At 70.9% G+C, this 23161-nt stretch carries 20 protein-coding genes; 10 read left to right on the top strand and 10 right to left on the bottom strand.

Annotated elements, in window-relative coordinates; translation table 11 throughout:
• The first annotated feature begins 63 nt into the window (after positions 1-63).
• Complete coding sequence (locus CES90_RS18995) at positions 64-1269, top strand: globin domain-containing protein (protein WP_189786037.1); 1206 nt, start codon at positions 64-66, stop codon at positions 1267-1269.
• A 60-nt stretch (positions 1270-1329) separates the two neighbouring features.
• Here the strand turns inward: CES90_RS18995 and CES90_RS18990 are convergent, their stop codons facing one another.
• The 7 genes from CES90_RS18990 to CES90_RS18960 all read right to left on the bottom strand — a co-directional run bounded on the left by CES90_RS18990 (position 1330) and on the right by CES90_RS18960 (position 10059).
• Positions 1330-1665, bottom strand: a complete 336-nt coding sequence (locus tag CES90_RS18990) for a cupin domain-containing protein (protein ID WP_189786038.1) — start codon at positions 1663-1665, stop codon at positions 1330-1332.
• A gap of 12 nt (positions 1666-1677) precedes the next feature.
• Positions 1678-2526, bottom strand: coding sequence for a class I SAM-dependent methyltransferase (locus tag CES90_RS18985; protein ID WP_189786039.1), 849 nt, complete (start codon positions 2524-2526; stop codon positions 1678-1680).
• 110 nt (positions 2527-2636) lie between these two features.
• Positions 2637-3194 carry a vitamin K epoxide reductase family protein gene (locus CES90_RS18980; RefSeq protein ID WP_189786040.1) on the bottom strand — a complete coding sequence of 186 codons (558 nt, stop codon included), beginning with the start codon at positions 3192-3194 and terminating at the stop codon, positions 2637-2639.
• A 44-nt stretch (positions 3195-3238) separates the two neighbouring features.
• Complete coding sequence (gene narI / locus CES90_RS18975; protein ID WP_189786041.1) at positions 3239-3988, bottom strand: respiratory nitrate reductase subunit gamma; 750 nt, start codon at positions 3986-3988, stop codon at positions 3239-3241.
• Entirely contained in the window at positions 3988-4821 is an 834-nt protein-coding gene (gene narJ, locus CES90_RS18970) for a nitrate reductase molybdenum cofactor assembly chaperone (RefSeq protein ID WP_229914172.1), read from the bottom strand. Before narJ ends, narI begins: the two co-directional genes overlap by 1 nt.
• Entirely contained in the window at positions 4818-6353 is a 1536-nt protein-coding gene (gene narH, locus CES90_RS18965) for a nitrate reductase subunit beta (RefSeq protein WP_189786042.1), read from the bottom strand. The genes narJ and narH overlap by 4 nt, the downstream gene beginning before the upstream one ends.
• Position 6354: 1 nt before the next feature.
• Complete coding sequence (locus tag CES90_RS18960) at positions 6355-10059, bottom strand: nitrate reductase subunit alpha (RefSeq protein WP_189786043.1); 3705 nt, start codon at positions 10057-10059, stop codon at positions 6355-6357.
• Between the two features lie 712 nt (positions 10060-10771).
• On the opposite strand from CES90_RS18960, the gene CES90_RS49705 reads away from it, so the two are divergent.
• The 3 genes from CES90_RS49705 (at position 10772) to CES90_RS18950 (ending at position 13100) form a co-directional block, all read left to right on the top strand.
• Entirely contained in the window at positions 10772-11236 is a 465-nt protein-coding gene (locus CES90_RS49705) for a radical SAM protein (RefSeq protein WP_229914173.1), read from the top strand.
• A gap of 503 nt (positions 11237-11739) precedes the next feature.
• Positions 11740-11871: a hypothetical protein gene (locus tag CES90_RS51280; protein ID WP_268257039.1), complete on the top strand. Its 132-nt coding sequence runs from the start codon at positions 11740-11742 to the stop codon at positions 11869-11871.
• A 176-nt stretch (positions 11872-12047) separates the two neighbouring features.
• The gene (locus tag CES90_RS18950; RefSeq protein WP_229914174.1) at positions 12048-13100 is read left to right on the top strand and encodes an Acg family FMN-binding oxidoreductase; all 1053 of its coding nucleotides are present in this window, start codon (positions 12048-12050) and stop codon (positions 13098-13100) included.
• 309 nt (positions 13101-13409) lie between these two features.
• On the opposite strand, the gene CES90_RS18945 is transcribed toward CES90_RS18950, so the two are convergent.
• Positions 13410-13835, bottom strand: a complete 426-nt coding sequence (locus CES90_RS18945; protein ID WP_189786044.1) for a pyridoxamine 5'-phosphate oxidase family protein — start codon at positions 13833-13835, stop codon at positions 13410-13412.
• A 297-nt stretch (positions 13836-14132) separates the two neighbouring features.
• Between CES90_RS18945 and CES90_RS18940 the strand changes: the two genes are divergently transcribed.
• Positions 14133-15371: a nitrate/nitrite transporter gene (locus CES90_RS18940; RefSeq protein WP_229914175.1), complete on the top strand. Its 1239-nt coding sequence runs from the start codon at positions 14133-14135 to the stop codon at positions 15369-15371.
• Positions 15372-15389: 18 nt separating this feature from the next.
• Positions 15390-15869, top strand: a complete 480-nt coding sequence (locus tag CES90_RS18935) for a hemerythrin domain-containing protein (protein ID WP_189786045.1) — start codon at positions 15390-15392, stop codon at positions 15867-15869.
• 933 nt (positions 15870-16802) lie between these two features.
• Here the strand turns inward: CES90_RS18935 and CES90_RS18930 are convergent.
• Both CES90_RS18930 and CES90_RS18925 read right to left on the bottom strand, forming a co-directional pair.
• Positions 16803-17579, bottom strand: a complete 777-nt coding sequence (locus CES90_RS18930; protein WP_189786074.1) for a CBS domain-containing protein — start codon at positions 17577-17579, stop codon at positions 16803-16805.
• Positions 17580-17617: 38 nt separating this feature from the next.
• On the bottom strand, positions 17618-18079 hold the full coding sequence (locus tag CES90_RS18925; RefSeq protein ID WP_189786046.1) for a cyclic nucleotide-binding domain-containing protein: 462 nt from the start codon (positions 18077-18079) through the stop codon (positions 17618-17620).
• A gap of 201 nt (positions 18080-18280) precedes the next feature.
• Between CES90_RS18925 and CES90_RS18920 the strand changes: the two genes are divergently transcribed.
• From CES90_RS18920 to argF, 4 genes are all read left to right on the top strand, one after another.
• Positions 18281-19192 (top strand): universal stress protein, encoded by a 912-nt coding sequence (locus tag CES90_RS18920; protein WP_189786047.1) that lies wholly within the window; start codon positions 18281-18283, stop codon positions 19190-19192.
• Positions 19193-19353: 161 nt separating this feature from the next.
• Positions 19354-20778, top strand: coding sequence for an APC family permease (locus CES90_RS18915; protein WP_189786048.1), 1425 nt, complete (start codon positions 19354-19356; stop codon positions 20776-20778).
• A 110-nt stretch (positions 20779-20888) separates the two neighbouring features.
• Entirely contained in the window at positions 20889-22103 is a 1215-nt protein-coding gene (locus CES90_RS18910; RefSeq protein ID WP_189786049.1) for an arginine deiminase, read from the top strand.
• A 17-nt stretch (positions 22104-22120) separates the two neighbouring features.
• Complete coding sequence (gene argF, locus CES90_RS18905; protein WP_189786050.1) at positions 22121-23161, top strand: ornithine carbamoyltransferase; 1041 nt, start codon at positions 22121-22123, stop codon at positions 23159-23161.

The raw sequence follows: 23161 nt of genomic DNA, 5'->3' as shown, positions 1-23161 counted from the left end.
TGTGATGTGTGAGCCGCGTGCCCGCGCACGTCTGCACTTCAGTCTGCGTTTCTGAGGAGACCCATGCTTTCGCCCGAGTCCGCCGCTGTCGTCCGTGCCACCCTGCCTGCCGTGGGCGGGGCCCTGGACGAGATCACGACGCGCTTCTACCAGACCATGTTCAGCGAGCACCCCGAGCTCCTGGACGGCATGTTCAACCGCGGCAACCAGGCCAGCGGCGAACAGCGGAAGGCACTGGCCGGGTCCATAGCGGCCTTCGCCCAGGCGCTGCTCGCCGACCCCGACGCCCGCCCGGACGCCCTGCTGTCCCGGATCGCCCACAAGCACGCCGCGCTCGGCGTCACCGAGGACCAGTACACGGTCGTCCACAAATACCTGTTCCGTGCCATAGGCGACGTACTCGGCGACGCGGTCACCCCCGAGGTCGCCGCCGCCTGGGACGAGGTGTACTGGTTGATGGCCGGCGCACTCATCGCCCAGGAGGCCCGCCTGTACCTGGAGGCACAGGTCGACCCGCGGCACCCCTGGCGACAGTGGACCGTGGTCGAGCGGCGCGAGGAGACCCCCGACGCCGTGTCCTTCCTGCTGCGGCCGGCTGACGACGCCCCCCTGCCGCCCGCCCGCGCCGGACAGTACGTCAGCGTCCGCGTCCGCATGCCCGACGGCGTGCACCAGACCCGCCAGTACAGCCTGTCGAACGCGCCCCGTGACAAGCTGCGGCGCATCACGGTCAAGCGGGTCGCGAGCGTCGCCGACGCCCCCGAGGGCGAGGTGTCCAACCAGCTGCACCGCACCGTCCGGCCCGGCGACGAGCTCACCCTGTCAGCACCGTTCGGCGACGTGACTCTCGACGACGCCGACACGCCGCTGCTGCTGGTCTCGGCGGGCATCGGCTGCACCCCGATGGTCGGCATGCTGGAGCACCTCGCGGCCACCGACAGCGACCGTCCGGTCCATGTGCTGCACGCCGATTGCTCCCCGGTCGACCATGTGCTGCGCGCCGACACGCTCCGACTGCTCGGTGAACTGCCGGACGCCCGGGCCCAGTTCTGGTACGAGCAGGACGCCACCGACGAACCCGGCGCCCGCACCGGCCTGATGGACCTCAGTGACCTGGACCTCCCGGAGAACACGGACGTCCACCTGTGCGGCTCGGTGCCCTTCATGCGCGCCGTGCGCTCGCAGCTGCTGCGCGCCGGCGTCCCCGCCCGGCACATCCGGTACGAGGTCTTCGGGCCCGACCTCTGGCTGGCCCACACGGAGGGCTGAGCACCAGCAACCGGCCCCCACACCGCCGATGACATCGATGGTGTGGGGGCCGGTGCCGTGTCATGCCGCAGCGGAGGCCTCCGGCGCGGCGAGCATGGTCAGCAGCATGATGGTGGGCTCCGTGGCACGGACCGAGTGCGGCAGCCGCGCCGGCAGATGGATCCATGTACCGGGCAGCGCTTCGGTCTTCTCCTCGCCGAGGACGAGGTCGAGGTGGCCCTGGACGACCTGGATGATCACGGGCAGGGCCGAGGTGTGCTCGGTGAGCTCCTGGCCGGTGGCGAACGCGAAGCCGACCACGCGCAGCCGGTCGTCGCGGTACAGGACGCGGCTGAGGGTGCCGTCATCGGTCAGAGGAAGTTCGGCGGCCAGGTCGGTGATCACGGTGGCGGACATACGGGTGCCTCCTCAGAGGGCGGACGGGGTGGGGACGGCGATCAGGCTGATGGCGCCCAGATGAGCCTGGTGGCGGTGGAAGACGTGGCGCATGTGCAGGACGCGGCGGCGGGCTGCCGGGGCGCGCAGGGCCCGGCCGGCGATGCCGAGCGCCCGGCCGAGTCCTTCGTCGGCGACGAGCCGGCGCGGCTCGAGCAGTGCCATCGGTGCCGTCCTGTGGCTGGTGACGGTGAAGCCCCCGTCGGCGAGGAGTGCACTCCAGGCGGCTGGGGTCAGGGGGCGGGCACCGACGTGGATGGCCTCGGCGAGGTCGGCGGTGATCCTTTCGGCGAGCGCCGGGTCGAGGTCGTCGGGCAGCAGGCACAGTTCGTGGATGCCGTAGCGGCCGACGGAGCCGTCGAGCAGGCGGTGTGCCTCCCGGATGATGCGGCGCTTGGCGGGTTCGGGCTGCATGGTCAGCATCGCCTCGCCGTAGACGACGGTTGCGTCTCCCGTGCGCAGGCCGGTCTTCGCAGCGTCCGCCTGTACGGCACGGACGTCGGACGCTCCGGGGGCGGTGAAGGTGCTCAGGGCTGCCACCGCGGCGGGGTCACGGTCGAGGGCGGTGTAGGAGGCCGGGGCACGGTCGAGGGTCAGCCCGGCGGTGGCGCCGAGACCAGCGGCCAGTTCCACCACCCGATCGCCCTGGCCCACGGCCAGGGTGTCGAGCATCCAACGGGTCAACTCCACGCCGCCCGGGCGCAGGACGCGCTTGCCCAGGCGGGCCAGCAGCCAATGACCGGGCATACGGGACGCGTCCAGCCCCTCACCGGGGACGGGCACGTCCTGAGGAAGGGGCTGGTCGTGGTGGGCGGTCGCCATGGGAGTGCCTCACTCTCTGCTGCACGTTCGGCATTACTTAGGCGAGCCTAAGTTCCATGGTTTGGCGCTGTAGGGGGCCAAAGGTCCCGGAACGCGCATCCGATCGACCCTCACAGCAGGCCACTCCAGTAGGTCCAGAAGCGAGTGAGGACGAGCAGCGCGATCACGCCGTACCAGCCGGCGAGGAGCACCCAGTGGCTCTCCAGCACCAGGTTCAGGGTGCCGCGGCCGCTGCGGGGTACGGGGATGACGTCGTGCTTGAGGTTGCGCAGCGTCACGTACCAGAACAGGGCGATGGTGACGACCCAGACGACGGCGCAGTACGGGCAGAGGCGGTTGATCTCGTACAGCGACTGCCAGATCAGCCAGTGCGCGAAGACCACACCCACGAACGCCCCGGCATTGAGGGTGAGCCACAGCGCCCGGTGCAGGCGCGCCCCGCTGAGTACGGCCACGCCCAGGGTGGTTACCGCGGCGAACGCGCCGAGACCGAGCAGCATGTTGGGGAAGCCGAAGAGGTTGCCCTGCCGGCTGGCCATCGCGCTGCCGCACCCGATCACCGGGCTTACGTCGCAGGACGGCTGGTAGGCCGGGTCCTTGAGCAGACGCCAGTCATCGACCGTGAGACGGAAGGCGGCGAGCCAGCCGACGACACCGGTCAGAGTCATGAGCCAGCCGATGCGCCGTCCCGGCGCCGCTGTGCGCGGCGCTCTCATGCGGCGCGTCGGGTACGCTGCCGGTTCGCCCGGGCGCTGGGCGTCTCCGGTGCCGGGGCGGTCGCTCGTCGGCGGTAGACCAGGTACGGGCGGGCGAGGTAGCCGATGGGTGCGCTCCACACGTGCACCAGCCGGGTGAACGGCCAGGCCGCGAAGAGCAGGAAGGCGGTCAGGGCATGGGCCTGGAACAGCAGCGGGGCTCCGGCGATGGCCTCGGGCTTCGGCTGGAGGACGAACAGGCCGCGGAACCAGACGGAGACGGTCGAGCGGTAGTCGTAGCCGGCGCCGAAGACGTTGTGGGCGAAGGTGGCGGTGATGCCCAGCAGGACGGTGGCGGAGAGCAGGGGGAAGAGGAGTTTGTCGCTGCGGTCGGTGCCGAGGCGGATCTGGCGGGTCAGTAGCCGGCGGGCGCACAGCATGCCGAGCCCCGCGACCATGGCGACGCCCGCGACCGAGCCCGCCCAGACGGCCGTGGTGTGGTACGCGTGCTCGCTGATGCCCACGGCCTCCGTCCACGCGTCGGGAATGGCGAGCCCTACGACATGCCCGGCGATCACCATGAAGGCGCCCAGGTGGAACAAGGGGCTGCCCCAGCGCAGCCAGCGGTGTTCGAGGAGCTGGGTTGTGCGGGAGGTCCAGCCGAACTGGTCCTGCCGGTAGCGCCAGACGTGCCCCACGGCGAACACGGCAAGGCAGATGTAGGGAACGGCGACCCACAGGAGCAGGTCGGCTGTGGAGGCGTTCATCAGCGGTCCTCATGACGGTGCGCGGCGGGTGGGACAAGCGTGGGCGGGGCCTGCTCCGGCGGGACGAACGCACCGGGCGGCGCGAACTCGCCCGCTCCGTACGGGTCGAGGCCGACGACCTCATTGGGCGGGCCCTCGGCGGCCAGTTCGGCCACGGCCCGCAAGTCGGCTTCGGTCGGCGGTGGCAGAAGCGCGATCAGCGCGGCGATGACGTGCCGGTAGGGGGAGTCCGCGTCGGTCAGAGCACGGTGGATCAGCTCGATCCCGCGCCGGTGCTGGCGCAAAGGCGCTTCGCCCCGGCCCGGTCCGGCGAGGGCGGCGAACTCGAGGACGACCGGCAGGTGGTCGGGCAGTTCACCCCCGTCGATGTCCCAACCCGCGGCCCGGTAGCGCTGGTTCAGGGTGAGCAGGGCCATGCCGCGGCGGCGGGTGTCGCCGTGCAGGTAGTAGGTGAGGTAGAGGCTGCTCTTGCGGCGCAGGTCGAACATCTCGACGTAGTGCCGCTCCAGCGCCTCCGGTTCCTGTTCGGCGAACCAGGCTGTGAAGGCGGTCAGGTGCTCGGCGGCGGGTGAGGGCGGCAGTGCCACGACGGTGCTGATGAGCACCGGCCGGGTGGCGGCGAGATCGGCGTCCGGGTACTGCAACAGCAGGGACATCAGCCGCAGCAGCAGGGCGCGTGCCTCGGTCTCTTCGAGGGTGGGCAGGGTGGGGCGGGTCGGGCGGGCCGCACGGGCCGCGCGGCGCAGGGCCGCGCGGACGCGGGTGCGGACGAGGGCCGGGACGGAGGGGGGTCCCCCCAGGCGTTCAGCACGGGGGGAGGGCAGCGGGCTCACAGGTGGCCTCCGGCAGGGGTGTCGGTCGTACGGCGGCGCAGGGTGGGGATGCCGAGCATGATCTTGCGAGGCTCGGGGACGCCGGACGTCTCGACCGGGCAGCGGTTCTCCATCGCGGTGAGCGCGGCGGCGTCCTCCTTGTGTGCGGCGGGGACGACGTACCGGTCGGCGTACTTGGCGACCGCGAGCAGCCGGTGCAGGTCCTCCGCCTCGCGGGCGGTGAGGCCCACGGCTTTCAGCGTGGTCTCGTCGCCCGGCTCGCCGAGGGTGCGTTCGCGCATGTACGAGCGGAGCGCGGTGAGTTTCATCAGCACCCCGGCGACCACATCGGTGTCTCCGGCGGTGAACAGTTCCGCCAGGTACTCCAGCGGGATGCGCAGCCGGGTGACGGCGGCGAAGACGTGGTCGGGGTCGTCCTGGTTGCCGCCCGCCGCGTCGACGGCGTCCAGGACGGGGGAGAGCGGAGGCACGTACCAGACCATCGGCATCGTCCGGTACTCGGGGTGCAGCGGCAGCGCCACCTTGTAGCGCATGACGAGGTCGTACACGGGGGAGCGGCGGGCGGCGTCCAGCCAGTCCTCAGGGATGCCGGACTCCCGTGCCGCAGCGGCGACTTCGGGGGCGTGCGGGTCGAGGAAGACGCCGCGCTGGGCGTCGAGCAGGTCCTTCTCGTCCGTGGTGGCGGCGGCCTCGCCGACGCGGTCGGCGTCGTAGAGCAGCAGGCCGAGGTAGCGCAGGCGGCCGACGCAGGTCTCGGAGCAGACGGTGGGCTGGCCGGCCTCGATGCGCGGGAAGCAGAAGGTGCACTTCTCGGCCTTGCCGGTGGCGTGGTTGACGTACACCTTCTTGTACGGGCATGCCGTCACGCACATCCGCCAGCCGCGGCAGCGGTCCTGGTCGACGAGGACGATGCCGTCCTCGACGCGCTTGTGCAGGGCGCCGGACGGGCAGGCGGACACGCAGGCGGGGTTGAGGCAGTGCTCGCACAGGCGGGGCAGGTGGAAGAGGAAGGTCTGCTCGAACTCGAACCTCACCTTCTCCGCCCACGCGCCGGTGAGGTTCGGGTCGCCGCCCGCGTGCTCGGGTGCGCCGCCGAGGCCGTCCTCCCAGTTGGCGCCCCAGGTGATGGCGGTGGGCTTGCCGGTGAGGACCGAGCGGGGGCGGGCGACGGGGATGTCCTTGCCGGCGGGGGCGCTGACCAGGTTGTCGTAGTCGTAGGTGACCGGCTCGTAGTAGTCCTCGATGGACGGCAGGTCGGGGTTGGAGAACAGGGACAGCAGCCGCTTGACGCGGCCACCCGAGCGCAGGACAAGCCGGCCGCGCTTGTCGAGCATCCAGCCGCCTTTCCACTGCTCCTGGTCCTCGTAGCGGCGCGGGTAGCCGACGCCGGGCTTGGTCTCGACGTTGTTGAACCAGGCGTACTCGACGCCGGTGCGGTTGGTCCACGTCTGCTTGCAGGTGACCGAGCAGGTGTGGCAGCCGATGCACTTGTCGAGGTTCATCACCATCGCGATCTGGGCCATGACGCGCATGTCAGTACTCCACATCCTGCGAGCGGCGGCGGATGACGGTGACCTCGTCGCGCTGGTTGCCGGTCGGGCCGTAGTAGTTGAAGGCGTAGGTGAACTGTGCGTAGCCGCCCGCGAGGTGGGTGGGCTTGAGCAGCAGCCGGGTGAGGGAGTTGTGGATGCCGCCGCGCCTGCCGCTGACCTCGGTCTTCGGGACGTTCACGTTGCGGTCCTGGGCGTGGTACATGTACACGGTGCCCTCGGGCATGCGGTGGGTGACCACGGCCCGGGCGGCGACGACGCCGTTGCGGTTGTACGCCTCGATCCACTCGTTGTCCTTGACACCGATCTTCTCGGCGTCCTCCAAGGACATCCAGATCGTGGGTCCGCCGCGGGACAGGTCGAGCATGTACTTGTTGTCCTGGTAGTTGGAGTGGATGGACCACTTCGAGTGCGGGGTCAAATAGCGGACCGTCACTTCGGCGCGGTCGCCGCCGAGTTCCTCGTTGCCGTAGTGCCGGGGCGTATTCAACGGCGGCCGGTAGACAGGGAGTTGCTCACCGAGTTCGGCGATCCAGTCGTGCTGGACGAAGAAGTGCTGGCGGCCGGTGAGGGTGTGCCAGGGCTTCTTGTGCTCGGTGTTGATGACGAAGGGGGAGTAGCGACGGCCGCCCGTCTCGCTGCCCGACCACTCGTAGGAGGTCATCACGGACCGTGGCTGGGTGCGGGTGTCGGCGAAGGTGATCCGTTCGGCCTCGCGTTCGGAGGCGAGCTCGACCAGGCCCTCGCTGCCGGTCTGTCGCTCCATCGCGCGGAAGCCCTCGGTGGCCAGGCGGCCGTTGGTGGTGCCGGACAGGGCGAGGATCGCCTCGCACATGTCGGAGGCGGTGGCGAGCGAAGGCCGTCCGGCTGCGATGCCGTCCCGTACGGTCCCGTTGCGGCGGCGCAGGTCGTCGATTTCCTGGTTGGGGTGGACGGTGACGCCCTTGGTGGTGGTGCCAAGGGTGTCGAGCAGGGGGCCGACGGCGCGCATCTTCTGCGCGGTCGCGGCGTAGTCCCGTTCGATGACGACCAGCTTCGGCATGGTCCGCCCGGGGACCGGGTCGCACTCGCCGGCCTTCCAGTCCCGTACGACCCCGCCGGGCTGGGCGAGTTCGTCGGGGGTGTCGTGCAGCAGTGGCACGGCGAGAACGTCGGTGCGGGTGCCGAGGTGCTCGGCGGCCAGTTCGCTGAAGCGGTCGGCGATGGTCAGGAAGGTGTCGTAGTCGGTCCTGGCCTGCCAGGGCGGGGCGATGGCCGGGGTGAAGGCGTGCACGAAGGGGTGCATGTCCGTGCTGGACAGGTCGTCCTTCTCGTACCAGGTCGCCGCCGGCAGGACGATGTCGGCGAGCAGGCCGGTCGAGGTCATCCGGAAGTCCATGCAGACCAGTAGGTCGAGCTTGCCCTCGGGGGCCTCGTCCCGCCATACGACGTCCTTCGGCCGGTGTTCGGGCGGGGTCTCCTCGGAGCGGACCGCCGCGTCGGTGCCGAGCAGGTGGCGCAGGAAGTACTCGTTGCCCTTGCCGGAGGAGCCGAGCAGGTTGGCTCGCCATACGGTCAGTACGCGGGGGAAGTTGGCCGGGTCGTCGGGGTCCTCGGCGGCGAACCGCAGTCGGCCCGACTTGAGCTCGTCGACGATGTGCTCGGCGACCGGCCTGCCCGCGGCGGCCGCCTCGTCGGTCAGGTCGAGGGGGTTGCGGTTGAAGCCGGGGTGGCCGGGCGTCCAGCCCAGGCGTACGGCCTGCGCGAGGCAGTCGGCGAACCCCTTCCCCGCGAAGCGCCCTTCCCCGAGGGGGGAAGCCAACTCCTCGGGCCCGAACGCCTCGTACCGCCACTGGTCGGAGTTCAGGTACCAGTACGAGGTGCCCGCCATGTGCCGGGTGGGCCGCTGCCAGTCGAAGGCGAACGACAGGTGCTGCTGCCCGGTGACCGGACGGACCTTCTCCTGGCCGACGTAGTGCGCCCAGCCGCCGCCGTTGACGCCCTGGCAGCCGGTCATGGTCGTCAGGGCCAGGAAGGCGCGGTAGATGGTGTCGGAGTGGAACCAGTGGTTGGTGCCGGCGCCGAGGGCGATCATGGAACGGCCGCCTGTGCGCTCGGCGTTGCGGGCGAACTCCCGGGCGATCCGGGCCGCCTGCTCGGCCGGCACGGAGGTGATGGTCTCCTGCCAGGCCGGGGTGTACGGCTCCGACGCGTCTTCGTACGACTCCGGCCAGCTGCCCGGAAGGCCGGGACGGTGAATGCCGTACTGGGCCAGCATCAGGTCGAAGACGGTGGTCACCAGGCGCCCGCCGATGCGTCGCACGGGCACCCCGCGCACCATGAACGAGCCGCCTTCGGTCGCCCCCTCGTCGAATCGCGGAAGGGTGAGTTCCACCGTGTCCTCGGCCCGCTGCAGCAGGCTCAGCTCGGGCTCGACATCGCCGAGGTCCAGATTCCAGCGGCCTCGCCCGGCCTCCCCCCAGCGGAAGCCGAGCGAGCCGCCCGGGACCACCGGTTCTCCGCTGGCCCGGTCCAGAAGGACGGTCTTGAACGCCGCGTTCTCTTCGGTCTCCTCGTCCCGGCCGAGGTCGGCCGCGGTCAGGAACCCGTCCGGGACGAGACCGTGGGCCCCTTCGCGCAACGCCACCAGGAACGGCGCGTCGGTGAACGTCCGCAGGTAGTCCTGGAAGTACGGCACTTCACGGTCGACGAGGAACTCGCGCAGGATCACATGCCCCATGGCCATCGCGAGCGCGCCATCCGTGCCCGGGTGCGGGGCGAGCCACTCGTCGGCGTGCTTGACGTTGTCGGCGTAGTCGGGGCTGACCGCGACGACCTTGGTGCCGTTGTAGCGGGTCTCGGTCAGGAAGTGCGCGTCGGGCGTGCGGGTGACGGGGATGTTGGAACCCCACATGATCAGATAGCCGGCGTTCCACCAGTCGGCGGCCTCCGGGACGTCGGTCTGGTCGCCGAAAACCTGCGGCGAGGCGATCGGTAGGTCGGCGTACCAGTCGTAGAACGACAGCAGGGTGCCGCCGATCAGCGAGTGGAAGCGCGCCCCGGCCGCGAAGGACGCCATGGACATCGCCGGGATCGGGGAGAAGCCGGCGACGCGGTCCGGGCCGTACGACTTGACCGTGTGCACCTGCGCGGCGGCGATCAGCTCGCTCACCTCGTCCCAGCCGGCGCGTACCAGACCGCCCTTGCCGCGGGCCCGCTTGTACGCCCGCGCCTTCGCCGGGTCGGACGTGATCTCGGCCCACGCGGCCACAGGGTCACCCAGCCGCTTGCGGGCCTCCCGCCACAGCTTCAGCAACGCACCCCGCACATACGGGTAGCGGACCCGACTGGGCGAGTACGTGTACCAGGAGAACGACGCCCCGCGCGGGCAGCCGCGCGGCTCGTACTCGGGGCAGTCCGCGCCGATGGACGGGTAGTCGGTGGCCTGGTGCTCCCAGGTGATGATGCCGTCCTTGACGTACACCATCCACGAACACGAACCGGTGCAGTTCACTCCGTGCGTGGAGCGCACCACCTTGTCGTGCGCCCATCGGTCCCGGTAGAAGCCCTCCCACTTGCCGTCGGCCTCACCGAACACGGCACGTCCGTCAGCGGACACCTCGCGGCGCGTCAGCAGTCGCCGCGCGTCAAGCGGCCAGCCCTGGGTGACGCGCGACTGTCCCTGTCGTGCGTTCTGATCGTTCTCCATGGCCGAGAACGCTAGGCTTCCGCGGCGTGCCGAGCCTGGGGCCGAAGGTCCCTCTCCGTGTGTCCTTCCGGCCCGACCTTCTTACGCAACGGTGGGACCGAGGGCCCTGTTCGGGCAGGGCAGCGCCTTTCTCGGGATGGAGCGCGGGGCACGCGGGGACAGGGCCCCTGCCGAGGTACCGCCTGGCGGTTTCGGGCCCTAAGGCGACGATGAGCGCGCCGTGGAGCTGAGGACGGCGTGCGAGGGTGGCGGTAGAGGGTACGCGTCCAGCGCGCCTGGGCCGAAGTGCCCTCTCATGCCCGGCCGTTCGGCCCTGTTCGCGGCCGATCACCGAGGACCAGCAGACGCTCCCGCCAGGACCGCCCGGCCCAGGTGGCGGCGCATGCGGCGCGGTGATGCCGGGGCATGACCGGCCGGGAGACGCCGCGGACCGTGGCGTCCGGCCCCACCGCCACGTCTTCTCGGGCAGACGGGTCTACGTGGGCACGGCATACTCCCGGCCCGGTCGCCGTCCGGCCGGTTCTTCCGTCTGTCACCGGCCGGACACATGGTCCGCCACGTCCCGGAGCCGAACGCCCGGTTCCTCCATGCCGGTTGCGCAGCGCGCCGACGACGTGGCGGACCTGCCGCCCACCACCCGTACCGGTCGGCCGCGCGTCGGCCGTGAACCCGCTGGAGACTCCGCCCATGAGCGCGCTCACCCTCGATCTTCGTGATCACCGGCGGTGACCCGTTCCAGCGCCCCGACCTGACCGAGCTGATCGCCTGCGGGAAGGAGGCGGGGGTCCGGGTCGCCGTATCGCCCTCCGGCACCCCCACCCTCACTCCGGAGCGGCTGCGGGAGGTGCGCGATGCCGGTGCGGTGGGTCTCTCGCTCAGTCTGGACGGGTCCACCGCCGAGCTGCACGACGGCTTCCGCGGAGTGCCTGGCGTGTACCGGTGGACTCTGGACGCGTGGGACGCCGCCCGCGCCATGGGTATGAAGGTGCAGATCAACACCACGGTCGCCCGGCACAGTCTGCACGACCCGCCCGACATCGTCCGTCTCGTCCGCGACCACGGGGCAATGGTGTGGAGCGCCTTCTTCCTGGTGCCCACCGGACGCGGCCGCCAACTCGGCGTACTCACCCTCGCCGAGACCGAGGACGTACTGAACTTCGGTACGACGTGGGCCTGACCGTGCCAGCCAAGGCCACCGAGGCCCATCACGTCCGCCGGGTCGCGCTCCAGCGGAAGGCGCTGACGACCACCGGGGAAGACCACGTGGCGGTGCTCGGACTGGGGCCGCGCTACGAGGAGTTGCGCGGGCGGGCTGCCGAACTGGGCCTGGACGCGGGGGGCCGACGGGTCCGCCGACCCCGCTGGACGTCAACGCGGGCCGCGGCTTCGTCTTCGTGTCCCACACCGGCACCGTGCACCCCAGCGGGTTCCTGCCCCTGGGCGCCGGCAACGTACGCCAGACGCCACTGGCCGAGATCTACCGCGCTTCCGATCTCTTCACCGGCCTGCGGGAGGCCGACCGGCTGGGCGGCCGGTGCGGGGCGTGTGAGTTCCGCCGGGTCTGCGGCGGCTCGCGGTCCCGCGCGTACGGCGTCACCGGCGATCCGTACGCCGAGGAACCCTGGTGCGGCTACCGCTGCCCGGGCACCGTGCCGCCGTGCTTCACGCCGGGTGCGAGTGATGCTGGCCGCGGCCGGACACGGCATCGCCCACTCCAAGGGGCGCACCGATCTGGCACGCGCCCTGGCGGTGGTCTCCCTCGTCGGCTCACTCGGCGTCGTCCTGCTGGCCACCGCCCTGCCCGCCACCTAAGCCCTGTGAAGCCCTGTGAAGCCCTGTGAAGCCTTTGACGACCAGGGGCCCGGGCCGCCCGGTCCGCAACAGGGGCCGGGCGGCCCTCGCCGCAAGATCGGCTGTCGGCGGAAGGTGGAGGGCAGATGGGGAACCGCCCCACCCCGGCGGTGCCCCGGACGAGTGAGGAGCTCCCCATGCAGACCCGGGAGATCGACGCCACCGCGCTGGAAACGCTGATGGCGGCAGCGGTGGCCGCCCCGTCGATCCACAACACCCAGCCCTGGCGTTTCCGTCTGAACCCGGCCACCCGGTCCATCGAGGTCCGCGCCGACCGCAGGCGCGTCCTGCCGCTGGCCGATCCCGACGGGCGCGCCCAGCACCTGTCTGCGGGCGCTGCCGTCTTCAACCTGCGGGTCGCCGCAGCCCATCTGGGCTGGAATCCCCGGGTGCACCTGCTGCCGGACCCGGACGACCCCGATCTCCTGGCCGCCCTGCACCTGATGGCCACCGCCGACGCCCCACCCGACTACCGCGAGCTGTACGAGGCCGTCGAGCGCCGCCACACCAGCCGGATGCCTTTCACCGGCCGCACGGTGCCCGAGCCGATCGTCACCGAGATGGTCGCCGCCGCACGGGCCGAGGGCGCGCATATGTACGTCCCCGACATCCTCGGCACCCGTCGGCTGCTGCCGGTGACCTCCGCAGCCGAAATGCGCAACTCCACCGACGAGGCTCGCACGGCGGAGAGCCGCGCCTGGATCACTCTGCCGGGCTCCAGCCCGTATGGGATCCCGGTCACTGCGCCCCGACCATTGGACGCGGCCGGGAGGATGCCGATGCGGGACTTCACCGGTCGAGCGTGGTCGCGGCAGCGGCCGCCCGTGCGCTTCGAGCGGCACGCCCAAGTGGCCCTGCTGTGGACCGTCTGCGACAGGCAGGCGGACTGGCTGCGGGCGGGCCAGGCGCTGGAGCGCACACTGCTGGTGGCCACCGCCCACGGCGTGCGCACCTCGATGCTGCACCAGGCGATGGAGTGGCGGGACCTGCGCGAGGCGATGCGCGACCCTTCGGCCAAGCGGTGCCATCCGCAGCTGCTGATCCGCTTCGGCTACGGACCCGAGGGCGAGCGGACCCCGCGTGCGGCAGCACGTCCGAACGGCCGCGGTGCCAGGGAATGGGAGACGGCGACAACCGAGGATGCCCGATCCGGCCCTGGGGCCCCGGCGCGGACACCAGGGAGCTGGTGATCCGCTGTAGGTTCCGAAGGTCCCTCTCCGAAAAGCCCGGCGCGATATCCGTGCGGTGATCCCGGTGCCGGCCGACCAGCGCGCCCACCGCAATCCGACACGGCAGAGCGGGCGGCAGGCCACCGGCCTTCGACCGTAAGGCGTTACGGGCACTGCACTCGCCGGCAGGGACGAGTGCGGCTCTGGGATGCGGTGCTACGCCCGCCGGTACACCCTTGAGCGCACGATGGCCCTCCAGCTCCAGCGCGACCTGCTGTCCGAACCCGGGACCCCCGACCCGGACAGGGCTGGAGGCTCAGGCCGAGGCGCTCACGCGGTCCGTGCCCCGGCGCCCACGAGTTCCCGCCCGGTGACGAGTTCGGACTCGATCCGTACGAAGACGGGATCTGCGATGGGTGCCCATGAGCGGGGACCGGTGCGGGACAGCCGTTGCTGCTCGGCGGGGTCAGTGACGACGGTGGCCCGGCCGGTGACGATCACGCTCCACCCGGAGTGGTGGGCGGGGGCGAAGTCGTCGGCCTCGAAGGCGACGACCACGCCGTCGACGGCACGTACCAGGTCGGAACCCGCCGAGGTGCGCAGTACCACAGAGGAGTCGCCGTCGAGGCTGAAGTTCACCGGGAGGACCGCGGGCAGTGCCTGGCGGGTGTAGACGACGCGGCCCACGGGTGCCGTGGCCAGCAGACGCAGACACTCCTGCCGGTCGAGCCTGCGGAAGCCGTCGTTCTCGTGCATGTGGGTGGCTCCTCCACTCCCTGCGGACTGTCGGCCATCAGTGCCCGATGCATGGCCGTACGTCCACTGTCCTGGCGCCCAGCCGTGAAGACATGGGGCCATAGGTCCTTTCGCAGGCCGACCCGGCCCACCAGGCGGGGTCCGCTCGGCGTGCGGCGAGGGACTTTCGGCCCACCGCGCAGCGGCGCTTGTTCACCGACTCTGGCTGAGGGCCAACGCGGTACGTCGCGGATACGCGGCCCGGCCCGGGCCGGAGGAGCCGGCCGGACCAGATCTGTGAGCAGGAGGAGCGGCAGCATGCTGCAAGCACCGAGGAAGAACGACGACGGGCCGGCAACGGTGTCCGGCCGGGCGTGGCTGATGCTGGCGCTCGCCACGGTCGGCTTCGCCGTCAATTTCTGGGCGTGGGCGCTGCTCAGCCCGCTGGGCCCGCGCTTCAAGGACTCTTTGGAGCTGTCCGCGTTCGAGCAGTCGCTGCTGGTGGCGGTGCCGGTGGTGGTCGGTTCCCTGGGCCGGATCCCGGTCGGGGCACTGACGGACCGGTTCGGCGGGCGGGTGATGTTCCCGCTGGTCTCCGCCGCCACGATCATCCCGGTTCTCTACCTCGGTCTCGCCGGGCACTCCTCGCTGACCGCCCTGCTGGTGGGTGGGTTCTTCCTCGGTATCGGCGGCACCGCGTTCGCCGTCGGGGTGCCCTTCGTCAACGCGTGGTTCCCGCCCGAGCGGCGCGGGCTGGCGATCGGGATCTTCGGCATGGGCATGGGCGGCACCGCGATCAGCGCGCTGACCACGGTGAAGCTGGTGGACGCGTACGGCACGGCGAACCCGTTCCTGATCACCGCCGCCGTGCTCGCGGCGTACGCGGTGGTGGCGGCGCTGCTGCTGCGGGACGCGCCGGGACGAACGGTGCCGACCGAGCCGCTGGTCCGCCGGCTGGCCGCGACCTGCAAACTGGGTGTCACCTGGCAGGCGTCCGCGCTGTACGCGGTGGCCTTCGGCGGTTACGTCGCCTTCTCCGTCTACCTGCCCACCTACCTCAAGACCGGCTACGGCCTGACCCAGGCGGACGCGGCGAACCGTATGGCCGGCTTCGTGCTGTTGGCGGTGGCGATGCGCCCGATGGGCGGCTGGCTGTCCGACCGGCTGGGCCCTGTCCGGGTGCTGGGCGGATCGCTGGCCGTTGTCCTCGTGGGCGCCTTCGCACAGTCGCTGACTCCGTCCCTGGCACCGGTCGGCACGATCGCGTTCCTGTCGATGGCCGCCGCACTCGGCGCGGGCAGCGGTGCCGTCTTCGCCCTGGTGGCAATCATGGCCCCCGCGAACAAGGTCGGCTCGGTCACCGGCATCGTCGGCGCCGCGGGCGGTCTGGGCGGGTTCGTACCACCTCTGGTGATGGGCTCGCTGTACGGCGCCTACGGCAGTTACGCGATCGGGCTGATCCTGCTGGGCGTGGTCGCGGCGCTGGCGCTGGCCTTCACGGGCACGGGCGTTCGGCACGCGCTCACCCGCCGGTCGCCCGCCGTCCACTCGCACTGACCGGGAACGGAGCCTGACATGTGCGAGTACTGCGGATGCCGGTCCCTCACGGCGATCGACGAGTTGAACCGTGAGCATGACACGGTTGTCAACCTCGTCGGCCGCGTGTGCGACGCCCACCGCGACGGCAGCGTCACGCGCATGGCGGAACTGGCCCGGGAGATCGCCGCCGTGCTCGGTCCGCACACCCAGGTGGAGGAAGGCGGCCTGTTTCCCGAGATGGCCGCCGAGTTCCCCGAGAAAATCGCCGTGCTGGAGGCCGAGCACCGCCGCATCGAGGCCGTGCTGGCAGAAGCGGACGGACCGTTCCTGGCCGACCCCACCTGGCCGGAGCGCCTCATCAAGACCCTCGGCCTGCTGCGCGAGCACATCCTCAAGGAGCAGGATGGGGTCTTCCCCGCCGCACTGGCCGTACTCGACCCCGAGCAGTGGGAAGCCGTCGAGGCGGTACGCGCCCGCGTCGGCAGCCGCGTACCGGCGACGTCGCCCCTGACCTGATGCCCTGAAAGGGGCGCTGACCTCGATCGTCCGCCCGGCGTAGTCCGCTGCCGCCGGGCGGACGAATGTGCGGCCGGTCGCCACGGAAACGAACCCCACGGCGAAAGGGACACGCGGGGCGCGACGAGCGGGACTGGACGGCGAGGTGGCGAAGGCTCGCCTGAGTCGTCCGGTGGCGGCCTGGGCGGGCACCGCTTCCGACCCGGAGCGGGCACGGTCTACAAGTCGGTGCGCGGCAAGGGCGGTCAGGTGTGGGTGAGTTGGGGCGAGGCGGAGGAGATGGTCGCAGCCGTGCGCAGGTGCCCACCGAGGTCCTGAAACCGCTCGAGGAACGGCGGCCAGAGGCCGGCGCGTAGGGCAGTGCCGTGTACTCCGAAGAGCCCACTTGGCTGATCATCGTGTTGACGTACCGGTGTCCTTGGTCTTGCCGTGCCCGTTGAACCGGTGACACGGCACGTGCACGTGTCGGCGGCCTTGCCCTGCCTCCCCGGCGCGGGTCGGGCCGAATCCTTTCACCGGGCGCACCGGTCGGTGACGGCGGCCCCGGGACGTCATGGCCATGAGATCCGGGGCCGCCGGACAGCCGGCGACTGGCTTTGGTGTGGGCCGGCCGGGACTCCCGCTGCCGCGGTCTCCGCCGGGGCTCGGGCCACTGCCCGTCCAGAGCTCGCCGCACCGTCCGCCAGGCGACGTTGTACTTGCGCTGCAAAGCCCGCTGGGACAGCCCGTTTTCCGTTCCGTACTGCTGGATGCTCCATTCCCCGTGCAGCACTCGGCCGCCCCCGATCGGTGATGCGGGGACGGCGGCGAGCGTGTGCCTCCGCCGTCGCGGGCGGAGGCAGGGGTGGGGAGCGCGCGGTCGGCCTGATCGCGGGGCCGGTCGACCCGTCGGCACAGGACAGGGGCACCGTCTCGGCCGCTTGCGCCTCGGGTTCATGCGGGCGAAGCGCTCTCCTCGCGTCCCGGTGAAGGCATGGAGGGGGCGACGGAGAGGCCGGGATCGGAGAGGTCGAAGGTCACGTCCACGACCCCTTCGACGGCTCGGACCAGACGCGCCGCCACGGGTACCAGGGACGTGTCCCGGATGCGGCCGCTGAGCGTCACGATGCCGTCCCGCACCTCGACGCGTACGGCGGACGGCGGGGCGGGGAAGAGGTACGACACGACCTCGCGCCGTACCTGCTCGGCGATGTCCTCGTCGTCCCGCAGGAACACCTTGAGCAGGTCGGCGCGGCTGACGATGCCCTGCAGCATGCCCAACTCGTCGACGACGGGGAGCCGCTTGACCTTGGCACGGGCCAAGGTCCGCGCGGCCTGTGCGAGGGTCTCGTTCGCGCGGACGGTGAGGGCCGGTGAGGTCATCAGCTCCCCGGCGGTCACCGAGCCTGCCTTCGCGAGGTCGGACAGGCGCCGCAGTTGTGTGCTGGGGGTCTCCCCGGTCATGGGGGTCCCCTCGCTCGAGCGAAGCCGAGAGTGGGGGAGAAGCCGAGACTGGGGGAGGTCAGGGTCGCTGTCGCGGAACTCCTCCTTGGGCAGCAGGTCGGCCTCGGAGACGACGCCGACAACCCTGCCCTCGCCCTCCAGGACGGGCAGGGCACTGACCTTCCACTCCTGCATCAGCCGCACGATCTCCTTGAAGTTCGCGTCGCGGCCGACGGCGACGACCGTCTGCGTCATCACGTCGCTCACGATGTGAAGGGCGCCGTCCATCATGTCTCCCTGGTGGTGTCGGTTCGTGCGCGGGCCGGTCACCGGAGACTGCCGCTGCCATACGGTGCGTACAGGTCCAGCAACCTGGTACGGGCGGAGCGCAGCCGGTGGGCGAGCACGTCACCCACCCACATCGCGACCGTCCGCCCCAGGTCGGGGTCGTCCGCGCACATCGAGCGGACCGCGACGGCATCGAATTCGTACGCCCGCACCGGGGTCACGGCCTCCGCCCCCATGTGCCAGGAGTGCGGGGCGAACAGCCAGGACCAGCCGACGAGTTCGTTGTGCCCCAGGGACTCGATCACGGCCGGCTGACGGCCCGGCACACGCATGTCCAGCTCGATCGTGCCTGTACTGATCCAGAAGCGGTCTGCGCGTCCGCCCTCCTCGAAGAGCCGGGCTCCCTGGGGGAACGACACCTCATGGGGGAGCCGCATGAGCCGCTGCCGGTGTTCGGCGGGCAGGGCCCGCAGCATGGTGGCTGTGAGGGGACCGGTCATGACGTGCCTCCAATACGTGCTCAGGGACCTACCGCTTCCAGCCTGTTCGCGCCGCGCACCCCGAACCATGGGCCAGTGGGCCCTGGGATGGGGCCGGTCGGCAATCAGCGAGAGCCCTTCGGCGCACTGCGCCGGAGGCGGGCGCGGTGTTCGCTGGCCGTCGGAAAGAGCAGACAGGGCTGGATGCAGGAGGTGCCCACCATGGATCGACACGTCGTCGCTGGAGTCGATGGAACCGCGGCGAGTCTCGCGGCCGCACACTGGGCAGCGAGGGAAGCCCAGCGTCGCGGTGTGCCGCTGCGGCTCGTGCACGTATGGCAGTGGAGCCCGCGTCCCGCCGCCTCCGTACCGCTCGGCACCACTCAGGTCGGGTGGGCCGCGCGGACCCTGGACGGCGAGGTCGGCAGCGTCCGCGCCGCGCACCCCGGGCTGCAGATCGACGGTGAACTGGTGAAGGCCGACTCCACGGTCTCCGCGCTGGCCGAAGCGGCCGCGGACGCGGACCTGATGGTGCTCGGCTCCCATGGCCTCGGCGGCTTCACCGGGTTCGTGCTCGGCTCGGTTTCCCAGCGGGTTGTCGCCCGGTCTCCGCGTCCCGTGGTGCTCGTCCGCGCGGGCCAGGCGCCGGCGGGTGAACACCTGCCGGCCGTGGACGGCGTCTCACCCGAGGAGATCCCCGAAACGCCCTACCGTGACGTGGTCCTCGGACTGGATACCCGCCGCCCCTGCGACGAACTGATCGAGTTCGCCTTCGAGTCCGCCCGCCGCCGCGACGCCAGGCTGCACGTGATCCACGTCTTCAGCGCGTCGTCCGAACTCACCGAGGACAGTCGACCCGAGCCCGTGCCCGGACCGGAACTGCTCGCCGCGCAGGAACGCACCGTTGTCGCGACGCTGCGCCCGTGGTGCGAGAAGTTCCCCGGTGTCCCTGTCGTCGAGACCGTGGCCGAAGGCCGGGTCACCGCCGAACTCGTGCGCGCGTCCACCGGGGCCTCCCTCGTCGTCGTGGGCCGCCGGACGCGGGACGGCCGTCTGGGCAGTCACATCGGTCCCGTCACGCACGCGGTGCTGCACCACGTCGGCTGCCCGGTCGCCGTCGTCCCGCACAACTGAATCCACGCATCGACGCAACTCCGGAGGCGAGTGAGCCTCCGGCACTCGGGACCAACGGGCCAACAGGGGGACTTGTGGCCACTCACCCCCTGGTCGCCGTGGAGCAGCAGGATCAATCGTGGATCGACTCCCTCTCTGCGATCAACCCAAGGAGCACAGCCATGTCCGCGCCCCCCAAAGGATCCGAAGCCGCCGCCGACGACGACGCACCAGCCGCCCCGAAGGCGGCACTTGGCCTTCCCGCGGCCTCCGCGCTCGTGATCGGCAGCATCATCGGAACCGGGGTCTTCGCCCTGCCGTCGGCCCTCGCCCCGTACGGGCCCATCTCGCTCGTGGCGTTCGTCGCCGTCACGCTCGGCGCGCTCGCGCTGGCCGTGACGTTCGGGGCACTGTCGAAGCGGGTTCCGGCGAGCGGCGGGCCGTATGTCTACGCCCGTGAGGCCTTCGGGGAGTTCGCCGGGTTCCTCAACGCCTGGTCGTACTGGATCACCGCGTGGGCGGGGAACGCCGCGATCGTGGTGGCCTGGGTCGGCTATGTCGAGGTGTTCGTCAACACCGGGCACAGGACCGGGATCTCGGTGCTCATTGCCCTGATCGGCCTGTGGATCCCCGCTGCGATCAACCTCACCGGTGTGCGAAACACCGGCGCATTCCAAGTGATCACCACCGTGCTGAAGTTCGTGCCGCTGGTGTTCATGGCCACGATCGGGCTGTTGTTCATCGACCCGGACAACTTCGGCGCCTTCAACGCCAGTGGCCGGTCGGCGTTGGGTGCGATCTCCGCCGCCGCGGCCATCGCCCTGTTCAGCTATCTCGGGCTGGAGGCCGCTTCCGTGGTCGCGGGCCGCGTGCGCGAGCCGGGCCGGAACGTGCCACGGGCCACCGTGTACGGCACGCTCGTCTGCGCCGTCATCTACATCCTGGGCACCCTCGCCGTCTTCGGTACCGTCTCGCACGGCGAACTCGGCGCCTCCACCGCGCCGTTCACCGACGCCGCGAACAACATCTTCGGCGGCACCTGGGCGGGCGACGCGGTCGCCGTGGCCGCCATCGTCTCCGGTATCGGCGCCCTCAACGGCTGGACCATGCTGTGCGCGGAGATGCCCTACGCCGCCGCCCGCGACGGACTCTTCCCCGGGACCTTCGCCAAGCTGCGCGGAGAGAGCGGCGTCCCGGTCTTCGGCATCGTCGCCTCGACCCTGCTCGCCTCGCTGATCACCGTGTTCAGCTACACGCGCTTCGAGGACGTCTTCACCAAGATCGTCCTGCTGAGCGTGCTCACCGCCGTGATCCCGTACCTGTTCTCCGCCGCCGCCCAGCTGTACTGGCTGCTGGTACGTGGCCGGGAAAGCCTGAAGCCGAGGCAGCTGGCCCGGGACGTCACCGTCGCCGCGCTCGCGATGGCCTTCTCGTACTGGTCGATCCAGGGCAGCGGCTACCAGACCGTCTACTACGGGCTGTTCGTGCTGCTGCTCGGCCTGCCGGTCTACGTCTGGCTGAAGCGCGACCGCGGTGAGTACGGCGAGACGGTGCCCGCGCAGCCGGCGGCCACGGTCACTCGGGCAAGGGCGCCTGAGACGTCATAACGGCCAAGGGGAGCTCTCGGGGGAGGCGGAGGTACCGCACTGGCGGCTCCCCGAAGTACACGCCACGGCAGCACGACTGACCACGTCCGTACGGCCCGAGGAAGCTCGCCATGAACACCTTCCACGTCGACTCCGAGGTCGGCCGACTCCGCCAAGTGATCCTCCACCGCCCCGGTCTCGAACTGTCCCGGCTGACCCCGCGCAACGTCGACGCCCTGCTCTTCGACGACATCCTGTGGGCCAAGCGTGCCCGCGAGGAGCACGACGCCTTCGCGCAGGTCCTGCGCGACCACGGCGCTCGCGTGCACTACTTCGCCGACCTGCTGGCCGGGACACTGGACGTGCCGGAGGCCCGCGACTGGCTCCTGGACCGCGTCGTCACACCCGCGAGCGTTGGCCCCTCCCTGGTGGACCCGGTGCGTGAGCTGTGCGCCGAACTGGACGGGGAGACCCTCGCCGGCTACCTGATCGGTGGCCTGCTCAAGAGTGACCTGCCGCTCGCCACCCCGCACAGCCTGGTCTGGAGCGCCCTGGACGCCGAGGACTTCGCTCTCGCGCCGCTGCCCAACCACCTCTTCCCCCGCGACAACTCCTGCTGGGTGTACGACCAGGTGTCGGTCAACCCGATGGCCAAGCCGGCCCGGCGGCGCGAGAGCCTGCACGCCGAGGTCATCTACCGCTTCCACCCGAGGTTCGCCTCCGCCGCGCCCGCGCCGATCCTCGACGGCGCAGTGGGCACCCTCGAGGGTGGTGACGTCCACGTCCTCGGAAACGGTGCCGTCATGGTCGGCATGGGGGAGCGGACCACGGCCCAGGCCGTGGAGAACCTGGCCGCCCGGCTCTTCACCACCGGCACGGCGAACCGGCTGGTCGCGGTCCAACTCCCCGCCACACGCGCCTATATGCACCTGGACACCGTGCTCACCATGGTCGACCGCGACGCCTTCACCATCTATCCGGGCCTCGCGGACTCCCTGCGCTCCTGGACGCTCACCCCCAGCACCGTCCGTGAGGCCGGTTTCGACGTGATCCCCAACTCGGATCTGGCCTCCGCTCTGGCCGAGGCCCTCGACCTGGACAAGGTCCGGATGCTCTCCGCGCCGCAGGACACCCGGGGCGCCGAGCGTGAGCAGTGGGACGACGGCAGCAACTTCCTCGCTGTCGCCCCGGGCGTGGTCGTCGGCTACGAGCGCAACGTGACCACCAACACCTACCTACGCAAGCAGGGCATCGAGATCGTCACCATCGCCGGCGCCGAACTGGGCCGTGGCCGCGGCGGACCGCGCTGCATGAGCTGCCCGGTCCAACGCGACGCGGTTGCCTGACCGAACGGAGGGCCACCATGACCATAGACCTGCGAGGCCGCTCCTACCTGAGCGAACTCGACTTCACCGCCGCCGAGATCCACCACCTCCTCGACCTCGCCGCCGACCTCAAGGCCGCCCGGCGCGGCGGCACGGAGCGACCACGCCTGACCGGCAGACACCTCGCGCTGATTTTCGAGAAGACCTCCACCCGCACTCGCTGCGCCTTCGAGGTCACTGCCGCCGACCAGGGCGCCGCGACCACCTACCTCGGTCCGGGCGACACTCACATGGGAGCCAAGGAGTCCGTCGCCGACACGGCACGCGTGCTCGGCCGCATGTTTGATGCCATCGAGTACCGCGGCTCAGCCCAGTCGACCGTCACGGAACTCGCCGCCCACTCCGGTGTCCCCGTCTACAACGGTCTGACCGACACCGCGCACCCGACCCAGAGCCTGTGCGACGTCCTCACCATGCGCGAGCACACCCGCAAGCCTCTGCCCGAGATCGCCTACTGCTACCTCGGGGACGCCCGCAACAACATGGGCAATTCCCTCCTGGCCATGGGCGCCCTGCTCGGCATGGACGTACGCATCGCCGCGCCCGCCGGGCTGTGGCCGGAACCCGGGCTGGTCACTGCCTGCCGCTCGCTCGCCGAGCGGAGCGGGGCCCGGATCACCCTCACCGAGGACGTCGAAACGGGCGTACGTGAGGCCGACTTCCTCTACACCGATGTCTGGGTCTCCATGGGGGAGCCCCTCGAGACCTGGGGCGAGCGGAGCGAGATGGGGGTCCCCCCGGCCGAAGGCTGGGGGAGTATTGGCCTGTTGCTGCCGTACCAGGTCAACGACAAGACAGTCGCGGCCACCAGCAACCCGGACGTCAAGTTCATGCACTGCCTGCCGGCCCTCCACGACCACCACACCCGGCTCGGCGAGGAAGTACTCCACAACTACGGCCCGGACGCACTGGAAGTCACCGACGAGGTCTTCTCCTCATCCGCCTCCATCGTCTTCGACCAGGCGGAGAACCGGTTGCACACCATAAAGGCCGTGCTCGTCGCCACTCTGGAGGACTGA

The organism is Streptomyces capitiformicae, assembly GCF_002214185.1.
In the GTDB taxonomy this organism is placed as follows: domain Bacteria; phylum Actinomycetota; class Actinomycetes; order Streptomycetales; family Streptomycetaceae; genus Streptomyces; species Streptomyces capitiformicae.
The sequence above is the reverse complement of the archived record's forward strand: the minus strand, read 5'-3'. Positions and strand labels throughout refer to the sequence as shown.